Below are 24,842 nucleotides of genomic sequence, written 5' to 3'. Positions count from 1 at the left end.
AGGTTGCTATGGCCCCTCTCGGGGCCGGGCGCGCCGGCGACGCGCCATCTTCGGCTCATGGAGAACCGCAAACACTGCACGGAGCATACAGTCGCATCCCACTCCCGCACGGACGCTAGGGCCGCTGCGCGCGGCTTTGTAGCCGCGGCCCCATCTTCAAGGGCTTTCGCGGCATAAACCGCTCACTGCGTTCGCTATTTATTCCACGTCCCTTGACCGCGCTTTCGTGGGCTGCGCCCGCCTGCCCCGTGCAGTGCAATGCAGATCGGCTGACATTGCTGCACGCAAGGAGCCAACCATGAGTCGTGTTGTCCTGGGCGATTGCCTGTCCGTTCTCCCCACCTTGCCCGATCACTGCGTCGATCTGGTCCTGACCGATCCGCCATACCTCGTCAACTACGTGGACCGCTCCGGCCGGAGCATCGCCAACGATCGTACCGACGAATGGCTGGCGCCGGCGTTCGCACAGATGTTCCGCGTCCTTCGCGATGACGCCTTTTGCATCTCGTTCTACGGCTGGAACCGCGTAGACCGATTCTTTGCCGCGTGGCGCGCGGCCGGTTTTCGCGTCGTCGGCCACCTCGTGTTTGCGAAGCAATACCAATCCAAAGCGCGATTTCTGGCGTATCAGCACGAGTCGGCCTACTTGCTGGCCAAGGGCCAGCCGGCGTTGCCGGCCGAGCCCTTGCCGGACGTCATGCCATGGAAGTACAGCGGCAACCGCCACCATCCGACGCAAAAGCCCGTTGAATGCCTGGCGCCGCTGATCGAATCGTTCAGCCGCCCGCGAGACATTGTGCTGGATCCGTTCGCCGGCTCGGGTTCGACGTGCGTGGCCGCCCGCCAGGTCGGCCGGCGCTTCTACGGCATCGAAATGGACCCGAAGTATCACGCAGCCGCAACGCAGCGCTTGCAGCTCGCCCGCCAAGAGAGGATCGCAGCATGAGCCGGGACGAAAATGCAATGACGGGTGGCCTGGTCGCATTCTTGCAGGGCTACGGAAAACACGACTTGGACGGCCTGGCGGCGATCGCCAGATACAGCGCCTGGCCGGCGCTGGCCGCCCGCGAGAACGAGCGGCGCATGGCGCGAATTATCGAATCACTGCCGCTGGATGAAGTGCAAGCGATTGCCCGGTCGGAAATCGACCCCAATGAATTGGCCCGCCGAGTGCTGGCCGAGCTGGACCCGGAGTGAGCCCATGGCCATGGTAGAACTTTCCATGGCGGCTCGCGCCGCCATTGCGGACATCGCCAGCCGCGTTCTGAAACTGGAGCCCTTGCAATGTCGCGGCAGCGAACATTTGAACTTTTACAGGCTGTCCGTTTCAGAGTTGCGCGCGGCTTTGGAGGCCGCGTACCTGGCCGGCATGGTTAACCACTATCGCCGGAAATGAGAAAAGCGGCGCCGGCCTGCCGGCCGGCGCTGCACTTCACACTATTCCGAGCACGCGCGTCCTATGGGCTTCGATCTGGCTACGAATCGCCGCGCGCGCTTCAAGCGCGGTGGTAAAAAAAGTGCCGGGCGGGCCTACACGTTCCCACGATCCCTGCTGTCCGTACCGGATGCTGGCCACAATCCCGGCGCCGTCATCCGTACGCGTCATCGTGTACGCAGCCCTGACCCCATTTACGACCATGGTGCCATCCATTGTCCCTCCTTGCCACATAGACTTCGAGGCTTTATTCACGAGTTAAGAATGCCACTCCAGTAGTGCTGCGCTACTAGGAAAAACACGCATCCGCCGTGTCGCAGCTCGTGTTAGATTGCCGGCCTTCCCGACCCACGTACCGTTCCGAGATGGATGAGCCGAAAAAGAGACGCCGTACCAAAAAGCAGGCGCCAGAGTTGCATTGCTCGTTCTGCGATAAGTCCCAGTACGAGGTGCGAAAGCTGGTTGCCCGAGATGGCGATAACCGGATCACGATCTGCGATGAGTGCATGGAAATGTGCAACCAGATCATCAACGATCAGTCGTTGGTAGAGACCGAACATCGTCCGAAAGCGCTGTTCGACTACATCGTTCGACAGCATGAAATCATCGGCCAAGCGACGGATAGGGCAAATAAGGCCATGGGTCTGCTGAACATTTCAATGCCGCCTTCGACGGATTCTCAGCACTGAATCGCGCAAGGCCAGCCGGGTCAGGACGCCGGCGCGGGCCGTTTTCGCACAGCGTGTTCACCCCTGGGCGTGCCCCTACGCCTGCGGCTGCGGGTCGGGCTCTCGCGCTTCGCGTTGAGCCTGGCCAACCCCGCCAGTCTCACCCCCGGTGGGGCTTCCAGCCGTCCCTCCCTGCGGTCGGCTCACGCCTTCGCGCCTGCCGGCGCTGCGCGCTACCGCTTGCGGGCCGCCCTGCGGCCAGCTTGACCCGCGCTCCGCGCGGGTAGGGGCGCTCGGCGCGCGCCTGGCTTTGGTGTCGCCGCCCTGTCTCTCGCAATGCATCCATTCCCGCGAGCCCCGTCCTAAAACGCCGACCGTACCACTGCGCTCCTCCCTCCAAGGGTCCGGTGCTCACCCGTTCGGTGCTCGCCTTCGGCTGCGCTCCGCGTGCGGCCTCTGCTCCGGCCCTTTCCAGTCGTCACTACGTGGCCACGGACGGCACGGACAGGCCTCACGGGAACGGATGCGAATAACGCGGAGGGAAACACCATGAACAACCAAATCCAACAAACCTACGCTCGGACGACTTCTTCAGGATCGGCTGACGCACTACCTCTTTCTTTGGGGCAAACAAACATGACTGACCACGCGGCGCTCAATGCCAACCTTCTGGCCGCAGCTAAAGAGACATTGCGCGGTGCGCAGGCGCGTCAAGACCGGCGCGGCGTGGACGTGCTCGATACGTGGATTCTGTCGCAAGAGCGGCAACGCATAGAGCACCGCAAGCTGCTGTGGACGCGGGCAATGGACATGGCTTTCAACCTGGGTGAAGAAGAGTGCGAGGCAGGCCACGAACAGGCCGATATACCCGCGCTGTTGGCAGACGTGCCCGTTCTGGTCGGCGCTTGGACAAGCGGCTGGAACTTCGCCAAAGAGTTGAGCGGCGGGCGCTCCCTGGCCCCCATTGCGATGTAACCACCGCGATAAACCAACCGAGCAACGAAAGGAGACGCTTCATGAACGCATCCCAAGAACAGGACACGACCGATATGGCTATCGTCCTTTACACCGTCCTGGGTGGCGCTGAATGCGCCTTGACTAAAGCCGCCCTGGCGCAGCGCGGCCTTCAATACGCCGAGCGCAGCGCGATGGATTACGCGCCCGCGCTGGCTCGTAAAGGCTATGACTTCGCACCCGTCGTCACCGTCGCCGTCGAAAACGAGTTGATCGCCTGGACAGGTCATCGCCCCGACCTCATCGAACTGTTGGCCGACCTGCTGGATACCGGCTTGGTCGATGCGGACGGATTGCGCGAAAGAGACGCGGCAGAGGAAGCCGTGTTGACCCGGTTTCAGGTGGTGCTGCAACTGCGCGACCACCAAGCGAACGCCCAAGAATTCTTTGCCGAACATGGCGATCAGCCGCTGTATCGCGGGCGCGACCTGCTGAACTGGCTTGGCTACTAAGTAAAAGGCCCCTGTCGGCGGCAACCGACAAGGGCCATCACCCGCAACCCTCGGACTAGGAGAATCGTGATGAACCACGACTTTATCAGATTGGCGAACGACATGCGCCGCGCCCACTTGCTGGGCCTCGGCTTTCGCATCCCCGCGATGACGATGCGCCAGCTTACCGCCCTCATCGCCGCGCTCGATGCGCCCGAAGTCCCCACGCAACTGCACTGATCTCGATATCGCCCTGGAGCATTTTGATGAAACTCGATTCCAACGAACTCGCCGCCGTCCACGCCGCCGCCACGCGCATGGAGATCCCGCATTCCCAACTGCGCCTCAGTGACGCGTATCAGGCCCGTGGCCTGGAAGACCGCAAGCAGGACGCTCAGATTCTGGAACTGAAAGCCACCATCCAGGCGATGGGCGGGTTGCTGCAAAACCTCGTGGTGGTCGCAGCGCCGGACGGTTCCTATGAGGTGTGCGCGGGCGGACGGCGTTGGACGGCCCTGGGCCTGCTGATCGAGGACGGCGTTTTCCCCGCCGATTACCCGGTGCCTTGCCTTGTGATTCCGACCGCTCACGCGCACCACGCCAGCCTCATCGAGAACATCGGGCGCAAGGCGATGCACCCGGCAGACGTGTATGCGGGATATGCGCGGCTGCGTGCCGAAAACTGGACGGTTGCGGCCATCGCCGCCGCGCATGGCGCGTCCGAATCGGCGGTCAAGAAGCTGCTGGCGCTGGGCAGCGTGTCGCCCACGCTCATGCAGTTGTTCCGCGACGGCAAAATCAAGATGGACGAAATGCAGGCGCTCGCGTCGGTTTCGGACCACGCCCGTCAGGAGGCGGCATGGAAGACTTCGGCGAGCCAACCCTGGAATCGGGACTACTACATCCGCCAGTTGCTCGCGGAAACCGAAATGCGCGGCGATACGCCCGTGGCGCGGTACGTGACCGTCGCCGCTTACGAGAAGGCGGGCGGCGAGGTTCGCCGCGACCTCTTTGAGAACGACGCCTATCTGACCGACCTGGAGAAGGTGCGCAGCATGGCCGATGCCAAGATGCAGCGGTCCAAGCTGTTCAAGGCGGTGCAGGCCGAAGGCTGGTTGTGGGTGGAATGCCGCGTGTCGTTCGAGTACGCCGATAAAAAGTCCTTCGGCGAGATTCAGCGCGTCCTTCAGGAGCCCAGCAAGGCCCAGGCCAAGCAGATCGACGGACTGCAAAAGAAGATCGAGACGGCGCGGACAAAGCTGGCTCAATTGCAAGAGACCGAAGACCAAGACGCGGCCGACCTGGACAAGGTTCGCGGCGTGATTCGCGGCTATGAAGGGCAGCTTCGTGAAATCCGGGCCGAGCTTTACGACTACCCCGCCGACCTGAAAGCCCTGTGCGGCGCGATTGTGCACCTGGACTATCAAGGCGACTTGACCGTCACTCGCGGCTTGATCCGCCAGGACGAGCGCGACGCCGTGGCGCAGGCCACGCGCAGCAACGACGCAGATGGCCAGAAGACGGCGGACGTGGACTTGCCCCCCGTGCTGACCCGACCCGTGCATTCGGAGGCGCTGACCAACCGGCTCCAAGCACAGCGCGTGATTGCACTCCAGGCCGAAATCATGATGCGTCCGACGCTCGCGCTCTGCCTGCTTATCGAACAAATGCTGGGGGATTTCGACAGGACCCGCCGCAGCAGCGCCGGAGACACCTTCGATTTTTCGTTGCGGACAGCGCACGACGAGCTGGCGAAGACTGACGAAGGCATCAAGGAAAGTTCGGCTTGGGCTGCGGTGCATGCGCAGATCGAAGCCGTCACGATGAATGTGCCGGAAGACCACGCAGCGGTGCTGCCTTGGCTGCTGAATCAGTCGCACACTGACCTCATCGACCTGCTCGCCGTCCTGACCAGCGTTTCCATTTACCGCCGCCAAAGCAATTCCTACGGCGAAGAGCCTCGGCACCTGGACCGCTTGGGCAAAGTGATCGGCCTGGAAATGGGCAAGTGGTGGAAGCCGACCGCGCAGTCTTACCTTGCCCACGTGTCCAAGGAGCGAATCGCGGCAGTGGTCACGGAAGCGGTCGACGCCGAGCAGGCGAAGCCGCTGCTGGCGATGAAGAAGGCCCAGGCCGCCGCCGCAGCCGAACAATTGCTGGAAGGAAAGGGCTGGGTGCCTGAACTGATGCGCACTCAGCCCCTTCAGGTCGCAATGGCCGTGGAACACCCGATGGGAGAAATTGAGGAATAAGGAGCGTGTCCGCCGAGTTCTCTCGGCGGTCCCCGGATGAAAAAGAGGACGCGGACGAACAGACGGATAAATGCTGAGCCAGCCGGACAACCCCGGCTGGCACCACCACGCAGCATCTTGCATCAACAATAAATTGTTAGTACAATTAAATCATGCTCACCGTTATAGAAACCGACGAATTCAGCACCTGGGCCGCGAAGGTGTGGAGCGACTCCGAACGGGAGGCATTCGTAGATTGGATCGCGGCGAACCCCGAAGCGGGGGATGTTATCCCTGGTTCGGGAGGATGCAGGAAGGTGCGGTGGTCCCGCGCCGGTATGGGGAAGCGGGGCGGTGCCCGCGTAATCTATTACCTTCGGTTGGCGAGCGGCGAAGTGGTGCTGTTGATCGTATACGCCAAAGCCAAGTTCGATAACCTGCCCGCGTCGTTCCTGGCCAAACTCAAGGAGTGCTTTGATGCCTAAGAAACCAGATGCCGAAATGGCCGAGTTTGAAGCCGCTCTGTTGCGCAGCGCCAAACAGGCTGTTGATGGTCAATATGCCCGGGTGCACACGCCCGATGAGATTGTGCGGCGGCGTGGTCGACCCGTCGGCAGTACTGCCGCCGTGCGTAAATCTGCTACTACCATCCGCCTGGATGAAGAGGTGTTGGCTGCCTTCAAGGCAACTGGCCAGGGTTGGCAGACCCGTATGAACAATGCGTTGAAGGACTGGCTGAAAACGCACCAGATGACTTGATCGCCTTCCATTTGTCCATGCGCAGAAAACCTGCGCCAAAGCAAAAGGCCGCCCTCGGGCGGCCTTTTGCTTTGGTTGCGGCGTCGGATTTGGGGCGGGGCGGCTGTTCCCACCGGCTGCGCCGGCGGGGCCGTCCTGCGGACTTCGTGAGCGTCCCCCGGACGCTCACAGGTGCCCTTAAGGCCCCCGCCGCCAGGGCGGCGGCGGGTCCCTTAAAGCCACCACACAGGACGCACCCTCCGGGTGGGTTCATCTCTTTGATTTTTTTGGGCTTTTCTTGCGGCTGGCTGTTTCTTTTGTCTGACAACGAAACTTCGGCTCCAGGCAAAGACCGCGCGGCATATGGGCCCGGGAGGTGTAGAGACCGTATACAAACCGAATTGAACTCGAAAAAGGCTGAATCGATGTGACACGACCGGGACCAAGCCGGGACCAAACCGGGACCAAACCGGGACCAAATCGGGACCAAACCGGGACCAAACCGGACCAAACCGTGAGCAGATCGGAGTCGCATCAGCCGTCCGTCCTGCCAGGCATCAGTCGCACCAGGAAACGTGACATACAGGGCATCCGGCTTTCGGGAAGCGGATGATGCCAATGCATGTCATCGCCCGTCTTGCACAGCAAACATAGGTCGTAACGGATTGCCCGCGCGGCGTGGGCTTATGAATCTGCTGCTGTCGCAGGCTGTATGATGCCGAGCACCAAGCCGCTGACGAAGTCGATGCGGCCATGCCACCAAACCGGGCCGATGGTGGCGCTCCCGTCGGCCCCGACCACAATGCCCTCCCTCATGTGAAAGTACCTAGGGTCAGATATGGTCTCGCCGCCGTTCGCGTGTTCCCGATATGGTGTGCCAAACCCCTCGATCTCATCCTTGATCGTCAGTTGCACACGGGAAAGACGTTCTGCTGTGGCACCTGTAAATGCGCTGGCAAAATGTTCAAAGTACAGCGCGCCAGACGTCAAAACTCCCGATGACGAAACCGCCCGACGTAACGATGATTCCTAGCTCTACCGGTGAATTCGAGTTGGCGATGGCAACCAAGTACTGGAGGAACGGATCCTCCTCTCGATAGTGGCTAAAGAGGTCGAAACCTCGCGAGCTGTCGGACGGCTCTTCCATAGTCCTCTCCCACACTGTCCAGGCTTGCGCAGCGTTTGACAAGCTATTTGGCTTTTCCTTCGCGCGCCGCTTCGGCGTTAGTCTGCTGTAGGGCCAGCATGCTCAACTTCTCGTCAGTCGCTTTCTCTTCGGCCAGCGTTTCTTTCAGCAACTTCAATGCTTCAGTCTCGCCTAGCTGTTTGGCGAACGTGCACAAGGTGCCATAGCTCGCGATCTCATAATGCTCCACTTTTTGGGCTGCGGCGATTAGCGCTGCGTCTCGTACAGGGCCTTCTTCCACATCGTCGATGACGTCGCTGCCCTCCTCGACTAATCCCTCCATTGCCGCACATTTGATGCGTTTTAGTCGAAGTTTCGACGCCTCAACGATTTTGTCGATTCGTTCCACTTGGCCTCGCGTTTCCTCCAGGTGAAGGGTAAACGCCTCCGCCAGTTGCGGATCGCTCGCGGCACGCGCCATCTTAGGCAAGGCTCGGGTCAGCTGCTTTTCAGCGCTGTAAATGTCCGAAAGCTCGTGAATAAAAAGGTCTTGCAAGGTTTTTTGGCTCATTGTTCAGCTCCGCTAGTTTGAACCGACCGCATGTCGATATTTCCCTAGCAGCAAGTGCTGTGCCGCGCCGCGCAGCGACGTGCTGGGCCACCGCTGGCCTTTCAGCGCTAAGCCCGTGGGCCGAGGATCGACGGAATGACTGAATAACTTTACGCGAAGGGCCCGGATTTTCGCACCTGGTAGTTGCAGGCATTCCAGCTCTGTTTAACCGCTAAACACCAAATTCAAACCACGTTTATCCGAACCCGTGGATACATGGATGATCGCTCCGCGACCGCCGGCTCGCTGTGCTCGGCCCGTGGACAACCGCTATGGACAAACGGTGGACAGGCTCCGCCTGCCCACGCGCTTGACCACAGGGTATGCCCACCGCATACCCCGCGCTTATCCCACATACCCACCGGCCCCCATCAAGCAGCCATAAGATACGTAACTTCTTCTGCACAGGCCCGCGTAGGTACGACTACGCGTCATATCGCAGCAGAAAAGCCAAGCGGGTTAAGCCACCACAACTGCGGCTATTGTCCGCCGACCACAGCTCGCGCCGAGCGTGGGCCACCGGGGTGGGCGGGCGAAAGGCAGCGCTTCCGGCCGCCTGCTTTCGGGCGCGAAGCTGACGCTTGTCAACATCCACTTCCGGCGGTCGGAAGGTGATATCGATCCGGTCATCCCAAGCAGAAGATCTGGCAGCGAGCTGCAACCGGCAGGTCTCTGGAAGACCATGATCCCGCTTAACTACTGTGCATGTATCTCGATGAGGCGCTCCGACATGTGCGCGTTCGGAGCGAACCCGCAAAGCGCGCTCACCGTGGCTGTTTAAACGAGTCATCGGTGGGTGCTCCGACGAGGTTCAGTGCGGGGCGCCTTCCTCTCAGTGACTGTTCGGCGTGCGCGACCGTGCTCGCTGGCGGTGCCGCTTCCTGGCACGTGCCGTGCAGGCCGCGGCGAGAGCCAGTAGCTTTTCTTCATCCAGACGCTCGGCGTCGACCAGGCCTTCGTCGGCGCCATCGACTGCAATCAGCAGCTCGTCCAGTTTTAGGTGTAGGGCTTCGCTATCCTTGTTTTGGCTCTGCTGGATCAGAAATACCATAAGGAACGTGATGATCGTAGTGCCGGTGTTGATAACGAGCTGCCAAGTTGCCGAATATCCGAAGGCCGGACCCGAAATGCCCCAGACGACGACGGCGATCAACGCGATGCCAAATGCGAGGGGGGATCCGGCCCATTTCGTCACTTGGGCGGCAAAGTGGTCGAAGAACCGGGCAATCGCATTCCCCTGGTTCTTCGTCTCTGACGATTTTCGCGGCTTAGATTTTTGCTTCCGCGTTGCTGCGGACCTGTTCAGCATGGCGCTCCCTTCATGATGATACGGGAGCTTATGCCGCAAGCGGCGTGCCTGACCGCTAAAGCCAGAGAACGCCGCTGAGACTGATCGACTCGCTGTATTCCCATCGGCCGGTCCAGGCCAAACTCATGCTGGAGTCCGAGAAAACCACTAGCACGTCTGTCCCCTTGCTGTGGCGGGGTAGATCGCCGACCGATTACGGGAGACCTGGGCCGGGTAGGCAGTTTGCCGCAGCCAACATCATTGATCGCCGCCAACCTGGCCGCGTCCCTGAGTGTGGGCCGTTCCGACAAACGCCGCGCAAATGCCGTCAGATCCTACGGTTTCGGGTCGTCCGGCGAATTTACCTGACCAAGTTCGGTGCCGGTTACCGGGTCGCTGCTGGGATCCGACGCCGTTCGCCCGGCCATCGCCTGTAGCGCCAACACCTCGTCTTCCGTCAGATTGACGTTCGGCATGCCGTCTCCGTCGATGGAGCCCTGCTGCTCGGGGTCCGAGACGTAGGTGAAATTTGTATCGCTGTTCCAGGGGCCGCGCGTATCGCCTTCGCCCTGCGACATGTTGAAGTACACGGACGCGAAGCGCGGATCGCCGGGCAGCTTTCCGGGCGGGAAGTTCGGCTCTATGGAATACAAAGCCTTTTCGAACGAGCGCTGGTGCGACACCTCGCGGGTCATCAGGAAGCCCAGCGCGTCCTTCACGCCGGGATCGTCGGTGGCGTTGATCAACCGTTCATAGATGATCTTGGCGCGCGCCTCGGCGGCGATGTTGGACCGCAGGTCCGCCGACGGATCGCCGATGGTATCGATGTAGCCGGCATTCCACAGCTGGCCGCCCGAATTGACCAGTGCGGGTCCGCCACCGTAGAGGTCAGCGACAGCACCGCGCCGGTCGGGTACTGGTGCGACGGCGTCGTCTGGATCAGGCGGGGCGGCTGGCGGGTCCAGGCGCTTTCCGGGATGACGATTGTCACCATTTTCGATATGGGGTTCCGAGCGTACGATCACGAAACCAGGGGGCTTAGACAGTACCGCCTGGGGATGCGAACAAATTTACGGCCATCTAGAACGAGCATGATGCAATCACCTTCAGAGTTACCCGAACAAGACAGGTATCGACTCCTTGTAGATGCCGTGATGGATTACGCGATATATCTCCTTGACACGAAGGGTCGGGTTAGCAGTTGGAACCCAGGCGCCGAGCGTTTCAAGGGCTATAAAGAAGAGGAAATTATCGGTCAGCATTTCTCTGTCTTTTACACCGAGGAAGACCGCGCCTCAGGAGTACCCAGGCGCGCGCTGGAAACGGCGAGAAATGATGGGCGCTTCGAGGCAGAAGGCTGGCGCGTGCGAAAGGATGGCACTCGCTTCTGGTGTAGCGTAGTCATCGACCCAGTCCATGATGAAAAAGGTCAACATGTAGGCTTCGCGAAGATCACGCGCGACATTACTGAGCAGAAAAAGCATCGGGAAGAACTCCAAGCAGCGCGTGATTCGATGCACCACGCACATCGCATGGAGGCAATTGGACGCCTGACCGGAGGCGTTGCCCACGACTTCAATAATTTCTTGACGGCTATCCGGTTCTCCGCCGAATTTTTGAAAAGATCGGGCGAGATGCCTGCCTCTCTGATGCGTTATGTCGGGATCATTTCTGACACTACGGAGAAGGCGGCACAACTCACCCGCCAGCTGTTGGCATACGCAAAAAAACAACCTCTAAAACCGCATGTGTTTGACGTGCGCGACAGCCTGTCATCGCTTCGCCAACTGTTCGAGGCCTCTGTTGGATCGTCCATTGCCCTAGCCTATGAGGTTGGCCCAGGAAATACGACTATCTATGCAGATCCGGCGCAGCTTGACTCGGCGCTGTTGAATCTAGTGATCAACGCCCGGGACGCGATGCCCGCCGGCGGTCGTCTCACTATTTCGGTGCAAGGAATAGAGCGCCCGCCTACGCTAGGCGCAAGTCTGGATTTGGATGCGCCGCACGTTGCAGTAGCGGTTAAGGACACTGGCATCGGGATGGAAGATGAGGTGGCCAAGCATATTTTTGAACCCTTCTTCTCAACTAAAGGCCAGCACGAAAATTCGGGCCTGGGCTTGAGCCAGGTGCAGGGGTTCGTCCAGCAGTCCGGCGGCGATGTTGAAGTCCACAGCCGGCTGGGGCAGGGAACGACCTTTACCCTCTATCTCCCAGCTGCGGAACCCGCAACCAAACCCAACAGTGCGAGCGTTCGGCAGTCTGATGACCCGCAGGTCCGGAATCGCGTCCTGCTGGTCGAAGACAATCGCATGGTGGGCGAGGTGGTGGTCTCGATGTTAAAGGACATGGGCCAAGATGCGACCTGGCTTCTCGACGCGGAGGCTGCGCTGGCGCATCTGACGGAGGGAAGGGGGGGCTATGACATCGCGATCCTCGACGTCGTCCTGCCTGGTATGAATGGCGTTGAATTGGGTCGCCGTATTCGAGCGCAATGGCCTGACATACGGGTGGTACTCGCCAGCGGCTACAGTGACGCAATCAGTGGCCAAGAGGTCGTCCCGTTTCCGGTGATGCAAAAACCGTATTCGCTTGAAACTTTGACGCACGTGCTGCTCGCGCCCGACTCGGCGAGTGCAGGAGTACCTAAACGCTAAGGTCTTTACCCTGGCTCGTTTATCTTCAAGCACCGCTTTTCTCCTGGACGAGATGAACGTCCTTTTTCCAAGCGAGCAACAGTTGCTCGCGGCGCAATGCCAGGATGGAGGCGTGGACAGAAGTCCACATTTGGTCAATTGTTGGGATTGGGAATTTCTGCGTATGATCTTTTCGAACCGTGACGTCCTTGTTGAGCTTCGGCAGGTACGGATGCGCCAGATTCCCTGGGTCAAGAAGGCGGCAACCTTTTCACAACTGCGATCGCTGAACATCGTCACTGCCGCCCGCCAACGGGCGGCCTCCGGCTCCGGCCGCCCAGATGTCGAAATCGCGGCATTATCGGAACCGGGGAAATCGGAATTCGAGAGGCTGAGACGCCGCGAGGAATGTGACGATTGGACGGCGTGTGGACGCGCGCCCTACGTAGGACCCGGGGCAGATTCTTAGCATGGTTTACTGAAGTTGGCCGTAACTGGGCGGAAAGTACGTCGAGCCAGCAGACCTCTTTTGAATAAGCGAAATAAAGTCTGTATCGCGAAATTCTGCCAAGTCTTTGAAATCGCTAAGGTCGCAGAATAAGAAAAAACACCCCAGAGTCAGTACCTCTCCCGATTCAGAGAGTCTTTCGCAAGAAATTTGAGCGAAAGTCGGTATCGGAGCTTAGTTATCGGATGCATGCAGTGGTGGAGCCGTCAAAGTCAAGCAAGTAAAGTTCGGAGAAGGGCACCAGTGCAGGGAACGCTGGCTTGTTGCCTGCAGATTGGGGCCGCACGACGAGCCGCTCATAGGCGCCCGCCAAGCGAAGATCCGGACACCATTTGCAACTCGCCTTGCGCGAGTACAGCCTTCGGCTGCTGGGGAGCGCTCAATCTCATCCGGTTCGGCGTCCCGACCGGCCAATTGTACCAACACTGAAAGAGCCTCGCGACACCTCTTCCCAGTTGATGTTCGTTCTCCCAGTTACGCCGACTACGTCATGACGGACTAGCGCAGCCATTGGGTCCATGAGTTCCCGGCCAGCACCGCGAGCGTCCGGAACTCAGGAGAAAATACTGTACAAATCGCCAGAGGAAATGCACGACCAATTTAGTTACATTGGTGACAATTCAACATTCTGCGCTTAATGCAGCTTCCCTCCACGTGAGCAAACCAGCTGAAGACAAATGGGCTTGGGTGATCCGCCAACCTCCGCCCATTATTGAGGCCCACAGCCGAATCAAGCATCTCGTCATTGAGGACTACCTGAGCCGGTATATCAAGGTCCTCATGGCGAATCCCCAGCGACCGGTGCTGCCACTTTCGCTCGTTGACGGATTCGCTGGTGGAGGTATGTACCCGGGACGAAAGCGGCCACGAGCTTCCGGGTTCGCCCCTACTGCTGCTCCGCACCATTCAAGAAGCTGTTCGCGAGCTGAACACTGATAGGCACACCACCCAGCGGCGTATCGATGCGACCTACCACTTTGTCGAAAAGGGCAGATCTAATTTTTCGCATCTTGAGCACGTGCTCCGAGAGAACGGTTACGGCGATCAGATAGGCACGCGAATCCACCTTCACCAATCCGCGTTCGAAGATATCGCGGCACCGATCATCGAGAGCATGGCCGGGCAGGCGCAAGTTCCATGACCTGCATGCGAGCAACCAGAGCCAGATCGCCAAAGAGGCGCTGGAGCTGTTCGGCGCCTTGTACGGCGTGGAAAGAGACGTGGCGGATCTACCTGCCGACGAGCGCAGGCGGATACGTCAGGACCGCGCCAAGCTGATCGCCGAGACCTTGCATCGATGGCTGATCGCGCAGCGCCAGCGCGTGCCCGATGGCTCGGGTACCGCACGCGCCATCGACTACAGCCTCAAGCGCTGGGAGGCGCTCACGCGCTATCTTGATGATGGCGATGCACCGATCGACAACAACTGGGTGGAGAACCAGATCCGGCCCTGGGCGATCGGGCGCTCGAACTGGTTGTTCGCGGGCTCGCCGCGCGGCGGGCAGCGTGCGGCCGCCATCATGAGCCTGATCCAGTCGGCGAGGCTCAATAGCGACGATCCGTATGCCTATCTGAAGGACGTGCTCACGCGGTTGCCGGTGCAAAAAAACCATCAGATCGCCGACCTGCTGCCGCATCGGTGGCAGCCCGCTGCGTAGGCCGAACCGTCAAGGGTGTGTTCGGCAGGCGCTTACCGGTGTCAGCCCTAACGGATAGATGATGCCAACCCAACCGATCCCGAGGCTGGCTGCGACGTCCTCCTGGGCATGATGAGTGCGCGCGCCGATATGTGCTAAGTGGACTGTAGTACCGATGACATTGCCTAATGGCGTACGAACCTTAGCGCTCATGCGTTTACGAGTTTTCGCGCGGTCATCGACTCGAGGAGGAGTAGCCGTCCCACGCAGCGCGACTTCTATTATGTCGAAACTTCGCGCTCTCGAGCCCAGACAGCGATACTAGCGATACCGTTGAGGTTCCAATGTCATTGATCGGTTTGAAGAAGAAGCCGCCGGGGTCGACATCGGACCTGAACTGCAGAACCCGGGGGCCTATGGCTGAGAGCAACGTGGAACATAATGCTTGAATGGCTTACAGGACTGTCTTGAAGTACGCTGTAGAAGCGCTAATGGCTCTGCACTGTGAGAGCCAAAAGCGCCGATTTTGGTGCGATGCCTAGCACCACCGTTCCGGTCGCGGGCCCACCGGCTTAGGAGGCTAGCTGGTTTAAAGATAGACCAACTCTATGGTCGCTAATCCGTCCAGTTGGATCTTGTCTTCGAGCGGTAGCGCTTCGGCCTTGTTTACAAACGCCTCAACTTTTAAGATGCTGTTCAAGTGACTAAAAGCGTCAGGCTGGCCGCCTGAGGTCAGCGACCAGCTCCGCCATTGTCTCGCCGTCTTGTTGACCACGATGTCCGATTTGTCGCTTTTCCAAGTCTCGCCCGAGTCACTCGAATACACAGCAAAACCCTTCTCGCCGTCGAGGGTGACACCTTCGTTCGCCAAATACATCTGGTAGCCGCCTATCGGTGTCCCTGATGCTTTGCCCAGCCCATACCAAAGGTGAGCGGAACTTCCCGCCATTTCGGTGGGGACAGTGCCCTCGCGGTTATCGTTGAACCTGATCGCAACCCGTGTCTTAGCATCGCAGCTAATGGACATCGATACCTCTTTAACTCCAAGTGAGGTGGACTCTGAAACGTTAAGCGACGATGCAGCGATCTTGCCGTAATCGACCGTAGCCCCCCCTTCGAAGACCGGGATGCATGCGGCCGGCGTGATGGAGCCGGTCACCTTAATGTCTACAGATTGCGCTGCTGCAACGCCATTGAGCGCCATGCCGCTGGCGAGCAATGCCGCGAATCCTAATTTCAATAGTGTCATTGTATTGCCTTTATTTCGTGAGGTTCGTCCAGAGCCCCGGCGGTGCGCGTGTGTATATACGCGGCAGGGCTGTTTAATCGCTTGGTCATCCACCCTCGCAGCGAGGGAGGCGTTCAACGTTGCGACATGGCAATTTTGCACCTCCGCATGTGGCGCAAATATCGGACGAGTTCGAGAAATGCACCGGGATGCAATTGCCCTGAACTCGGGGAGAGGGCAAACTCAATTTTTCCGCCGCGGCGAGCATGGCGCATTTGCCGTTCGGCCCTTCCGATCGCCTCCAGCATGTGCCGACAGAAGACGGTGACCGGATGCTAACGAGTATCCCCTTGGCGCCAATCGTAGTATCAGACCAGGACGGAGTTGCGGCGCTAAAATCCAAATCCGTGCATATTCACGACGTTGATGCGCCTTTGCAACTTGTATGCTGCGACCACAACCCGTCGAAAGCCGAGGCGCCCTTCCCCGCGGGCTGTACCCGTATTGCCCGTTCTAGTTGGCGTTCTACAACGCAGTCGCTTTCGTTCGCCGGGAGCAGACCGGCCTCCGCATACAAAACGGGCGTTGATCGCTTGTCTATTTCGCCGAGTGGCTGCCGTCGTGCCCTGGATAGTTCCGCCATAGCTTTAAACCCTGCCTCGTGTGCGCCGGCCATTGCGTTGCAGCATCACTAACACACTCCGTTGGCGCCGAACCGCAGCGGCTCGCGCATGACTCTTGGCGGGCCAGGCCGACCGTCGCAGCAACGTCAGTACGCGAGCGCGCTTCGCGCCAACCCGGCAGCGCTCGTGCATCCAAGTCGCCAGCTCAGGCCTCTCGGCGGCCACTTTTTATCGCACTACCTCCTGCAGGATTTGCTCGTCCAGTGTCAGATCGCTAGCTAAGATCGAGATCGACCATGCTCTTGAAATGGCAGAGAATCGAATATTTGATGCATCCCCGGTTCTCGGTCGTCTACGATTTGCTCAAAAGAGGGGACAAGGATCTTGCAGCACGTGGACAATCAGCGTTCGCGGCGGCCATCTCGAACGGGCCTCTTTGCCGTGCGCCAACGTAGTTGACTTTGACAAGGCAGTCTTTGGCCACGAAGGTTTCGAAGTCGCCCACGCGGGGTTAAGGTTTGAAACTCACCACATGTACTGATTACGCCGCTATAGACGGGCGCTTGACCGTGCTGGAGAGTGTCGCGGAAGCCAGCAGAATAGCTCCCGCACCGCCCAAGAAGGCGAAGAACCAACTATTTGTTCCCGGCGTATCGACCGACATCGTCCTCCATGCTGCCACGATGGCAACTCCGATTAGCTGCCCGAACTGCTTGCTGAGAGATGCCATTGCGGCACCGTCCCCCGATTGCGACGCGGGGAACGTGTCGAGTAGCGCACTCGAGACGGCGCCATTAATGAAACCATAGGCCAATCCGATTGCCGCTAGCGCTGCGACAGCGCACGCCTGGGAAGATCGAGCCTCCGCGACGAACGCGAGTAAGGCCGCACAGATCGTCACAGCGCCACCACAAACAAACGCCAGGTCGGCGCGCTTGGATGAGAGCAAAGGAGAAGCGATGAGACATGAAATGACGCCCGTCGCTGCCATTGGCAGGCAGCTCAGCCCAAACTCCAACGCGCTCAGTCGGAGATCGCCCTGCATGAAGTAGGACGCCCACAGTACGACGGCAGCTATAGAAGCAAACCCGGATAGCCCCGCCAGCATCGCGGGAAGACGAGATAGTCCAGCCTCCCATATGGCCGCACGCAGAAGCACCCCGCGTTCCGTCTCCATTGTGGTCAACAATACGCCAACCAAGAAATAAACAGTCCCCCTGACATCATCTTTGCCGATGAGATAAGCAAGCACCACCAGCGCCGTTGACATCAACAAGTTTCGGGCTAGCGGCGGTGGGAGGCCTTGAGGAACCGCAGAAGCGTCTTCGTGTTTCACGCCTATGAGGAACAAGCCTCCGAAAAGCGCTGCGCCAAAGCCACAGAAATAGAATATCGATGGCCAGCCCCAGACGTGTACAAGCAGCCCCCCTAGAGCAGGCGCCAACCCAAACCCGGCGATCCCAGCAAACGACCAGATGGTCATCGCTCGAGCTTGTCGAGATCCCGGCATACACGTTCTCAATAGCACAAGCGACGAGGGTGAAATCATCGCGGCTGCTGCGCCCTGAAGAATGCGTACGCCGATCAAGAGGGCCTCGCTGGAAACCAGTGCGCAGCTTAAGGATGTGACCGCGAATAAAGTCATGCCAACCAGGAACATTTTTCGGGCTCCTAGCCGGTCCGACAACGCGCCGGAAGGCTTCAACATTCCCACCCGCGCAAGGAGATAGCCGGCGAGAATCCATTGGACCTGGGCCGAAGACAGGCTAAGGTCGGAGGCGATTTCTGGCAAAACTAAGCTCACCGCGCCGCCCATCGACGTCGCGAGGTATGTCGCGGCCGTTGCGCACACAATTGCAACTATGCGCCCCGCGGGCGAATCCGACTTCGTCATCTAATCAGTCCTGTAGTGGTCGCCCACAACTAGTAGAAATTCTCAATGGGCTGTGCACGTCGCAGTGCAAGGGCCTTGCGCGGCATTTAGCGTGCTCAATTCCGCGTGCTGGGCGCGCAGAACGCTTGCCGTACACCGGGCATAGACCCAAGTCGGTCCAACAACGCATCCCGCTCAATCGCGTCCGGCGTCGCATCCTCCAACGTCGCTTCGATCTCGACTTCTTCGGCCGAGAAGGATCTGACTTCTAGCGTGTAGCCGTGAAGCCCCATGCGTTCGAGCTCTTCCGAGAATGACTGCCTCGCTCTCTTTTGCGCATGCTTTGAAACAATGAGGTGGAAGGCATAGGTCACTTCGACGACCTCTGCATCTAGGGGTTGCCTGTTAATCGCATTTACAAATGGTCGTAGGAGCGTGTTAGCCGCTAACACGAACACAGCACCGAGCATCGCCTCTGCAAGTAGATCTGCCCCAGCGGCAGCGCCCACGGCCGCCGATCCCCACAATGTGGCCGCCGTGTTGAGCCCCCGGACATTGCCCTCCTCGCGCATGATGACGCCGGCGCCAAGGAAGCCGACACCGGAGACGACATATGCGATCACTCGCACGGCACCGTCGGCACCGGCGAGTCGGTTCGCTACATCAACGAACAGTGCAGCGCCCACCGCGACGAGGACGTTTGTCCGTAAGCCAGCCGTGCGCTGGCGATACTGGCGCTCCAGGCCGATCAGTGCGCCCAGTACGAATGCCACGACCAAGCTCAGCGACGTATCTAACATCGAATGAAGGTCGAAATTTTGAAATGCTTGCATGGTGCACCATGTTCAGCGGGCAGGCATAACCACCGAGATGTACGATCTAACTGGAGATCCAGAAGTTGATTTCGCGCCGTCCGTTATCTTCGGTCGAACAGCGAAAGCCCGAGTGCTTTGGCGACGTCTGCAACCATCAACTGTCCGCGCACACTGTTACCCGCATCATCCAAGGGCGGCGAAAACGCGGCTAGCCCCATGACTCCTGGCACGACCGCCATAATGCCGCCGCCGACGCCGCTCTTTGCAGGAACTCCGACGGTGTACGCCCAATCGCCAGATCGCTCATACAATCCTTCCATCGTCATCTCGGCCAAAACGCACGGGACGTGTTCGCATTTGAGTACTTGCCGGCCCGTGACCGGACTACGGCCTTGCGCCGCAAGCGTCGCGGCCATGCTCGCAAGCTGCCGCGTGGTGACAAGCGTCGAACATTGCCGTGTATAGACGTCGCATGCGTCCATCGGGTCACAGAACATAGAGTCTGCAGAACTCAACAACCACGCGATGGCGCGATTGTGGAAGTTTGTGGCTTGTTCGGACTTATTGACTTCATCCGAGAGCGTCACGGGCGATCCTGCCAACGCGGACTGCATATCCAGCACTCGCTGCCAACGCTCCTCGTTGTTCGACGCTCTAAGCAAACTTACGGTTGCCATCGCGCCTGCATTCACCAGAGGAGACAACGGCTTGCCGTTGTGAAGTTCCAGCGCCATGACTGAGTTGAAGGGAAGCCCGGTTGGGTCCACGCCGATCTTCTCCCTGACGGCGTCGGGCCCAACGTCCTCCATTGCCAGCGCAAGAGTGCAAACTTTGGATATGGATTCGAGAGCAAAAGCATAGTCGGCGTCGCCGGCTGCGCATATTGCACCGTCAACAGTCATTGCGGCTATAGCAGCCAAGTTAGACGGGACGCCGGCGAGAAAAGGTATATAGCTCGCGTTCGCGCCACCTTCCGCCGTGCCGTAACGCGCATGTGCTGCCAGCACTGCATCAAAAAGACTTGATTGTTCAGATTTCATTACGTTCATCTCGTTTGTTTCGTGCCGCGCCTGAAGCGCGGCACAAGAAGCTATGTCAAGCCGATGCGGCTTTCGGTTTAGCCGCGGGCTGCCAGGTGAACGGCGCAAAATCGCTGACTGGGCTCTCCCAGCTGTCTTTCTTCATGGCATAGATGAAGAAAGGACACGCAACGAAGAACACTGTGAGTACTACGAGGATGCCTACATAGGTTTCCGGGCTGCCCACCGAAATCTGGTCGGGCGGGATGAAGCTAAAGACAAACGCCAGCAGCGATCCGAGAAAGCCTGCACCAGCCAGGATCCACATCCCCACGTTGCCACCAGGAATTCGGTATGGCCGGCTGCGCGTCGGCTGGCTGTATCGCAAACGAACGGCAGCCGCAAACATCAGCAGGTACATAACCAGGTAGAGAATGACGGTGAGCGCGCTCATGATTTGGTAGGCTGCCTGGACGGACGGCAGAATCACGAACAACGTGGCCAGCAGCGTCACGATGAATGCCTGCACCAACAGGATATGTGTCGCCATCCCATTCTTGTTCTCATGTTGCCACCAGCGCGGCAAGTAACCAGCCTTCGCCACCGTTAGCAAGCCAGTGGAAGGACCCGCCACCCACGTAACCACGCCAGCGAGTACGCCGACGGCAAGTGCGATTGCGACAACCGGTCCGAGCCACTCGATCCCCGCCCATCGGAACATCTCTCCATAGGCGACAAGCAGGCCTTGCGTAAGACTGATATTCGATTGAGGGACCACGAACGCGATGGCCAGTGTTCCAAGCACAAAGATCAACACGGTCCCGAGGGCCGACAGCATGATCGCAATCGGGTAGCTGCGCGTCGGATTGTTGATCTCTTGGACGTGAATGGCGTTCATTTCCATGCCCGCATAGAACAAGAAAATGCTTGCCGCCAAGACCACGTTACTGAAATTCCCGAAATCCGGGACGAGCGTGTCCCAAGCGAGCGAAATTTGGGGTACTCCGCCGGAAAACAGGTAGGCAAATCCCAAACCAATTAGGATCACCGCGGGCACGATAGTTCCAATAATTCCGCCCCACTTCGCGACCTTTGCGAACGTCTCAACCCCCTTAAAGGCGATAAACGTCGCCAGCCAGTACACGGCGAGCACAATGGCCAAAACAAAATATTTGTTTGCCGAGAGCGCCTCGTCCCACCGTTGATCCGGACCGACGAACGCCAAAGAAACCGCGGCAAAAGTCAGGGCCGTTGGAAACCAGACGGTCACTTCTATCCAGAGCATGAACATGGCCAGGAATGCAATTCGCGGGCCGAATGCTTCCCCCACCCATCTGAAGACGCCACCTTTTTCTGGCCAGCCAGTTGCTAGTTCTGCGGCGACTAGCGATACCGGCACAAGAAAAGCCAACGCGGCAAAAACATAGAAAAAGATGGAGCCTAAACCATATTCCGCCTCAGCGGGAAGACCGCGCAGGCTCACAACGGCGACGATGTTCATTATCGCCAGAGTCCCTATTGTTAGTTTTTTTGTGCGTGACCGTGACGCGGTTGAATCGAGTTTTGACATAAGTGCTCGCTTTTTAAATCCTCGAAAGGAACGAAACAAATTGAGATTTTCAAGAAGCGTATGGTTACGTTTGACATACTTCCGAGAACAGAAGATACCCGATCAAAGTGTCAAACTCCAATGTTCACAGCGTGTCGGGGCAGACGTCGCGTTGGCACGACACTTTTCCGATGTAGCCCCACATTTCACAAAAGCATGATATGTTACGCGCAACCACGCTGGTCGTTAATGTGTGAGCTAGCGCCACAGTATTAATTTTCAGCTTGTTGCAGCCACTTTTGCAGTAGCTCTAGGCTCAGCGGCTCGGCACCTCCCACGACCGCCGGAGCTTCGCTTTCTTGGGAGTTAACTCGTCGTCAGGGGTGTCCGATGAAAAATTTTTTTTACGCGCTGTCTATAACCGGCGCGCTGTCCGTCTCTTCCGCCGCGGTGGCAGATTCGAATAAGCCTATTGCGTTATGGCTTTGCAGCGATTATCTCGCCGTCGAAGATAACTATCGCCCGACAGTGCTCGGCTTTGCCGAAGCTGTGAATCGAAAGGGCGAGCCGCAATCAGCCACATTGGATGTCGACGGGATTACAAGGGTCCAGCCCGAACTCCTGACGTTCTGCAAGGAAAACCCGAAGATCGCCCTGCGGGATGCCCTTGTACAGAGTTGGTCAAAAGCAAAGAAATAAGGCCAACTTCTCCACGCGATCCAGTCGCGACACCGCCGGATCGCGCACCAATCCGACCTATCAAACCACCTGGAAAAATTCAATGCCACTGCATTCCAAAGACGCTGTTCGCGAGGATTTGCTGGACGACGTATACGCCTCCAGCGACCTCGCTGTAACGATGCCGAAGTACAAGTTTCCTTCGGCTGAGCACGCTCCTCGTCATGCCTATCAAGTCGTGCACGACGAGTTGATGCTGGACGGAAACTCCCGCCAGAACTTGGCCACGTTTTGTCAAACGTGGGTCGACGAGGAAGTCCACAAACTCATGGATGAGTCGATCGACAAGAACATGATTGACAAGGACGAGTACCCCCAGACCGCCGAAATCGAGGCCCGCTGCGTGCACATGCTCGCCGACTTGTGGAATTCTCCGGATGCCGCAAACACGCTGGGCTGCTCGACCACCGGTTCGTCCGAGGCGGCCATGCTGGGTGGCCTGGCTATGAAGTGGGCGTGGAGGAAAAAGCGTAAGGCTGCCGGACTCTCAACCGACAAGCCCAATCTGATCTGCGGTCCCGTTCAGATCTGCTGGCACAAGTTCGCCCGTTACTTCGACGTGGAACTGCGGGAGATCCCGATGGAGAACGGGCGTCTGATCATGACGCCTGAGGAAGTCCTCAAACGCGTCGACGAGAACACAATCGGTGTGGTGCCGACCCTTGGTGTCACGTTCACGTGTGAGTACGAACCGGTCAAGGCCGTGCACGATGCTCTGGACAGGTTGCAGCAAGACACCGGGCTCGATATCCCCATACATGTGGACGGGGCAAGTGGTGGATTCCTGGCGCCATTCTGCGCGCCGGATCTGCAGTGGGATTTCCGGCTTCCGCGAGTGGTATCCATCAACACATCGGGCCACAAGTTCGGTTTGGCGCCCCTCGGCGTAGGTTGGATCGTCTGGCGCGACGCGGCCCATTTGCCCGAAGAGTTGATCTTCAACGTGAATTATCTCGGTGGCAACATGCCAACCTTCGCGTTGAATTTCTCGCGGCCGGGCGGCCAGATCGTGGCTCAGTACTACAACTTCCTGCGTCTTGGTCGTGAAGGCTACGAGCGAATTCAAAGCGCTTGCTACGACACCGCCCGCTACATGGCCGACGAACTTGGCAAGTTGGGGCCGTTTGAAATTCTGTTCGATGGCGACCCTAGCAAGGGAATTCCCGCACTTTGCTGGAAGCTTAAAGAGGGTATTGAGTACCCAGGATTTAACCTGTATGACCTTGCTGACCGCCTGCGCTCGCGCGGTTGGCAGGTCCCTGCATACTCGATGCCAGCAAATCGCCAGGACTTGGTCATCCAACGCATCCTCGTGCGCCACGGGGTAAGCCGCGATTTGGCCGGCATGCTGTTGGATGATTTCCGGCGCAGCCTCGACTATTTCAAGGCGCATCCCGTAGCCGTAGTGGGTTCGCAGGAAGAATCTGGCGGCTTCCACCACTAAGCGGTGTAGGCACGGGGCTGCGCTTTAAGAGCGCGGCCCGTGCATTTCATCCACGCTGGCCCTGATTGAACACCTCATCAAGCAGTTTTTCGTACCCGTCCTATCGCCCTCGCGAATTCAGTCCGCGACAATATGACCTTCCATTGTCTTATACCGACTCACGCTTGAGCGGCACGTCTAGCATGAACTCAGCCGCACTGAAGCAATGCCGTTTCGGATTACGTGTTCAGCGGATCTCTTTGAGACTGCGGTATGTCCCCCATGGGACGCCACACGTCAAAAGGATGAAATATGATAATGCGCCGAGGATTCGCAATCGTGACGCTTCTTGGGGCGACCCTTGCAGCCACAACAGGAGCGAGCGCCCAATCCGTAGATGTCCAAGTCTCAGGTCGAGTTACCCCTGCAGCGTGCAATTAATGTGGGCGACGGAGGTGTCGTGGATTATGGAACGATCCCCGCCTCTTCTTTAAGCTAGACCGAGTACACGTCCTTGAAGTCACGGACATTGAATGTATCAGTCTCCTGCGATGCTCCCACGCAAACCGGTTTTCGCCTTGTGGATAACAGGTCGGGAACGGCTACCCCTCCCAAAAAAGCCTCTAGTTCGCCAGACAACTATCTTGGCCTTGGTTTGGCAGCAGGCAAACCCATCGGGCAATACCAATTCACGACGGGATGGTCTACCATCCACGCGGACGGACAGAGCGGAGTATTCCTCAAGCAAGATGGCGCCAACTGGGTAAGAACCACCCAATGGAGTACAGGAGCATTGTATGCATTCGGTAGCCCCACCTCGGACGAGGTTCTCTCAGTGAAAGACTTGTTTTTCCGAATGACGCTGCTTCCGAATATCAACAAAAGCGAAGAACTCCCGCTGCGTGAAGCCGTGGCGTTGGATGGATCGGCAACGATCGAGCTCGTATATCTGTAGTGCCATGTTTCTTTAGCGGCTAGCGCCGCGAAGGCACGCCGAACTGAGTGCCCGCCAGCCGGGCACCCAGATGCTTCGCCACTGAAACGTCATACAGGGATACAGCACTGGACATCGGCATGGGACGATCCAGACCATGATTCGGCATCAGAGCTGCTCAGCCGGTCCAGTTCGTTTCCAAGAGTTTCCTAGGCCATAGCTGGCTGCTGCACCCAATACGGCATTCTTTCAGGTCTGGGCAACAAGGATTGCCGGGTCTCACGCTCTACGACATAAGTGGCCCGAGCTCCAACCCGA

The 24,842-nt window shown here is 58.7% G+C and carries 22 protein-coding genes and 1 pseudogene; 14 read left to right on the top strand and 9 right to left on the bottom strand.

Going from position 1 to position 24,842, the window contains the following annotated elements; translation table 11 throughout:
• Window positions 1-298: 298 nt before the first annotated feature.
• From ASD71_RS04155 to ASD71_RS04110, 10 genes are all read left to right on the top strand, one after another.
• Entirely contained in the window at window positions 299-946 is a 648-nt protein-coding gene (locus ASD71_RS04155) for a DNA methyltransferase (RefSeq protein WP_056560138.1), read from the top strand.
• Entirely contained in the window at window positions 943-1,197 is a 255-nt protein-coding gene (locus ASD71_RS04150; protein WP_056560136.1) for a hypothetical protein, read from the top strand. The genes ASD71_RS04155 and ASD71_RS04150 overlap by 4 nt, the downstream gene beginning before the upstream one ends.
• A 4-nt stretch (window positions 1,198-1,201) precedes the next feature.
• A complete protein-coding gene (locus tag ASD71_RS04145; RefSeq protein WP_056560134.1) occupies window positions 1,202-1,396 on the top strand; it encodes a hypothetical protein in 195 nt (64 codons plus the stop codon).
• 350 nt (window positions 1,397-1,746) lie between these two features.
• Window positions 1,747-2,124: a ClpX C4-type zinc finger protein gene (locus ASD71_RS28590; RefSeq protein WP_082578786.1), complete on the top strand. Its 378-nt coding sequence runs from the start codon at window positions 1,747-1,749 to the stop codon at window positions 2,122-2,124.
• 528 nt (window positions 2,125-2,652) lie between these two features.
• Window positions 2,653-3,078, top strand: a complete 426-nt coding sequence (locus tag ASD71_RS04130; protein WP_156395073.1) for a hypothetical protein — start codon at window positions 2,653-2,655, stop codon at window positions 3,076-3,078.
• 41 nt (window positions 3,079-3,119) lie between these two features.
• Window positions 3,120-3,569 carry a hypothetical protein gene (locus ASD71_RS04125; RefSeq protein ID WP_056560127.1) on the top strand — a complete coding sequence of 150 codons (450 nt, stop codon included), beginning with the start codon at window positions 3,120-3,122 and terminating at the stop codon, window positions 3,567-3,569.
• A 69-nt stretch (window positions 3,570-3,638) separates the two neighbouring features.
• On the top strand, window positions 3,639-3,788 hold the full coding sequence (locus tag ASD71_RS28165; protein WP_172802421.1) for a hypothetical protein: 150 nt from the start codon (window positions 3,639-3,641) through the stop codon (window positions 3,786-3,788).
• A 26-nt stretch (window positions 3,789-3,814) separates the two neighbouring features.
• Entirely contained in the window at window positions 3,815-5,800 is a 1,986-nt protein-coding gene (locus ASD71_RS04120; protein ID WP_056560126.1) for a ParB N-terminal domain-containing protein, read from the top strand.
• 152 nt (window positions 5,801-5,952) lie between these two features.
• The gene (locus ASD71_RS04115) at window positions 5,953-6,264 is read left to right on the top strand and encodes a hypothetical protein (protein WP_056560124.1); all 312 of its coding nucleotides are present in this window, start codon (window positions 5,953-5,955) and stop codon (window positions 6,262-6,264) included.
• The gene (locus ASD71_RS04110) at window positions 6,257-6,538 is read left to right on the top strand and encodes a BrnA antitoxin family protein (protein WP_056560122.1); all 282 of its coding nucleotides are present in this window, start codon (window positions 6,257-6,259) and stop codon (window positions 6,536-6,538) included. Before ASD71_RS04115 ends, ASD71_RS04110 begins: the two co-directional genes overlap by 8 nt.
• 1,169 nt (window positions 6,539-7,707) lie before the next feature.
• On the opposite strand, the gene ASD71_RS04095 is transcribed toward ASD71_RS04110, so the two are convergent.
• From ASD71_RS04095 to ASD71_RS04085, 3 genes are all read right to left on the bottom strand, one after another.
• Window positions 7,708-8,214 carry a ferritin-like domain-containing protein gene (locus ASD71_RS04095; RefSeq protein ID WP_056560114.1) on the bottom strand — a complete coding sequence of 169 codons (507 nt, stop codon included), beginning with the start codon at window positions 8,212-8,214 and terminating at the stop codon, window positions 7,708-7,710.
• Window positions 8,215-9,085: 871 nt separating this feature from the next.
• On the bottom strand, window positions 9,086-9,562 hold the full coding sequence (locus ASD71_RS04090; RefSeq protein WP_082578785.1) for a low affinity iron permease family protein: 477 nt from the start codon (window positions 9,560-9,562) through the stop codon (window positions 9,086-9,088).
• Between the two features lie 314 nt (window positions 9,563-9,876).
• Window positions 9,877-10,566, bottom strand: coding sequence for a manganese catalase family protein (locus tag ASD71_RS04085; RefSeq protein WP_235512018.1), 690 nt, complete (start codon window positions 10,564-10,566; stop codon window positions 9,877-9,879).
• Window positions 10,567-10,632: 66 nt separating this feature from the next.
• On the opposite strand from ASD71_RS04085, the gene ASD71_RS04080 reads away from it, so the two are divergent.
• Complete coding sequence (locus ASD71_RS04080; protein ID WP_056560113.1) at window positions 10,633-12,198, top strand: PAS domain-containing sensor histidine kinase; 1,566 nt, start codon at window positions 10,633-10,635, stop codon at window positions 12,196-12,198.
• Window positions 12,199-13,571: 1,373 nt separating this feature from the next.
• Here the strand turns inward: ASD71_RS04080 and ASD71_RS27900 are convergent.
• Window positions 13,572-13,817, bottom strand: coding sequence for a hypothetical protein (locus ASD71_RS27900; protein ID WP_156395072.1), 246 nt, complete (start codon window positions 13,815-13,817; stop codon window positions 13,572-13,574).
• Here ASD71_RS27900 and ASD71_RS04070 point away from each other — a divergent pair.
• Window positions 13,810-14,343: pseudogene (locus ASD71_RS04070) on the top strand (transposase); the annotation flags it as partial. The gene ASD71_RS27900 and the pseudogene ASD71_RS04070 overlap by 8 nt on opposite strands.
• A gap of 568 nt (window positions 14,344-14,911) precedes the next feature.
• Here ASD71_RS04070 and ASD71_RS04065 read toward each other — a convergent pair.
• From ASD71_RS04065 to gadC, 5 genes are all read right to left on the bottom strand, one after another.
• Entirely contained in the window at window positions 14,912-15,571 is a 660-nt protein-coding gene (locus ASD71_RS04065) for a DUF1120 domain-containing protein (RefSeq protein WP_056560110.1), read from the bottom strand.
• Between the two features lie 1,143 nt (window positions 15,572-16,714).
• Window positions 16,715-18,067 (bottom strand): MFS transporter, encoded by a 1,353-nt coding sequence (locus ASD71_RS04060; protein WP_056560108.1) that lies wholly within the window; start codon window positions 18,065-18,067, stop codon window positions 16,715-16,717.
• 95 nt (window positions 18,068-18,162) lie between these two features.
• Window positions 18,163-18,879: an MgtC/SapB family protein gene (locus tag ASD71_RS04055; RefSeq protein WP_056560106.1), complete on the bottom strand. Its 717-nt coding sequence runs from the start codon at window positions 18,877-18,879 to the stop codon at window positions 18,163-18,165.
• A gap of 83 nt (window positions 18,880-18,962) precedes the next feature.
• Window positions 18,963-19,901, bottom strand: coding sequence for a glutaminase A (gene glsA / locus ASD71_RS04050; RefSeq protein ID WP_056560104.1), 939 nt, complete (start codon window positions 19,899-19,901; stop codon window positions 18,963-18,965).
• 55 nt (window positions 19,902-19,956) lie between these two features.
• Entirely contained in the window at window positions 19,957-21,450 is a 1,494-nt protein-coding gene (gadC, locus tag ASD71_RS04045; protein WP_056560102.1) for a putative glutamine/gamma-aminobutyrate antiporter GadC, read from the bottom strand.
• Between the two features lie 369 nt (window positions 21,451-21,819).
• Between gadC and hdeA the strand changes: the two genes are divergently transcribed.
• Together hdeA and ASD71_RS04040 are read left to right on the top strand one after the other, a co-directional pair.
• A complete protein-coding gene (gene hdeA / locus ASD71_RS27430) occupies window positions 21,820-22,128 on the top strand; it encodes an acid-activated periplasmic chaperone HdeA (protein WP_082578783.1) in 309 nt (102 codons plus the stop codon).
• Between the two features lie 82 nt (window positions 22,129-22,210).
• Window positions 22,211-23,611 carry a glutamate decarboxylase gene (locus ASD71_RS04040; RefSeq protein WP_056560101.1) on the top strand — a complete coding sequence of 467 codons (1,401 nt, stop codon included), beginning with the start codon at window positions 22,211-22,213 and terminating at the stop codon, window positions 23,609-23,611.
• The last annotated feature ends 1,231 nt before the right edge of the window (window positions 23,612-24,842 follow it).

This window comes from Achromobacter sp. Root565 (genome assembly GCF_001427425.1).
Classification (GTDB): domain Bacteria; phylum Pseudomonadota; class Gammaproteobacteria; order Burkholderiales; family Burkholderiaceae_B; genus Achromobacter; species Achromobacter spanius_D.
This window is presented reverse-complemented; position numbering and strand designations above follow the sequence as displayed.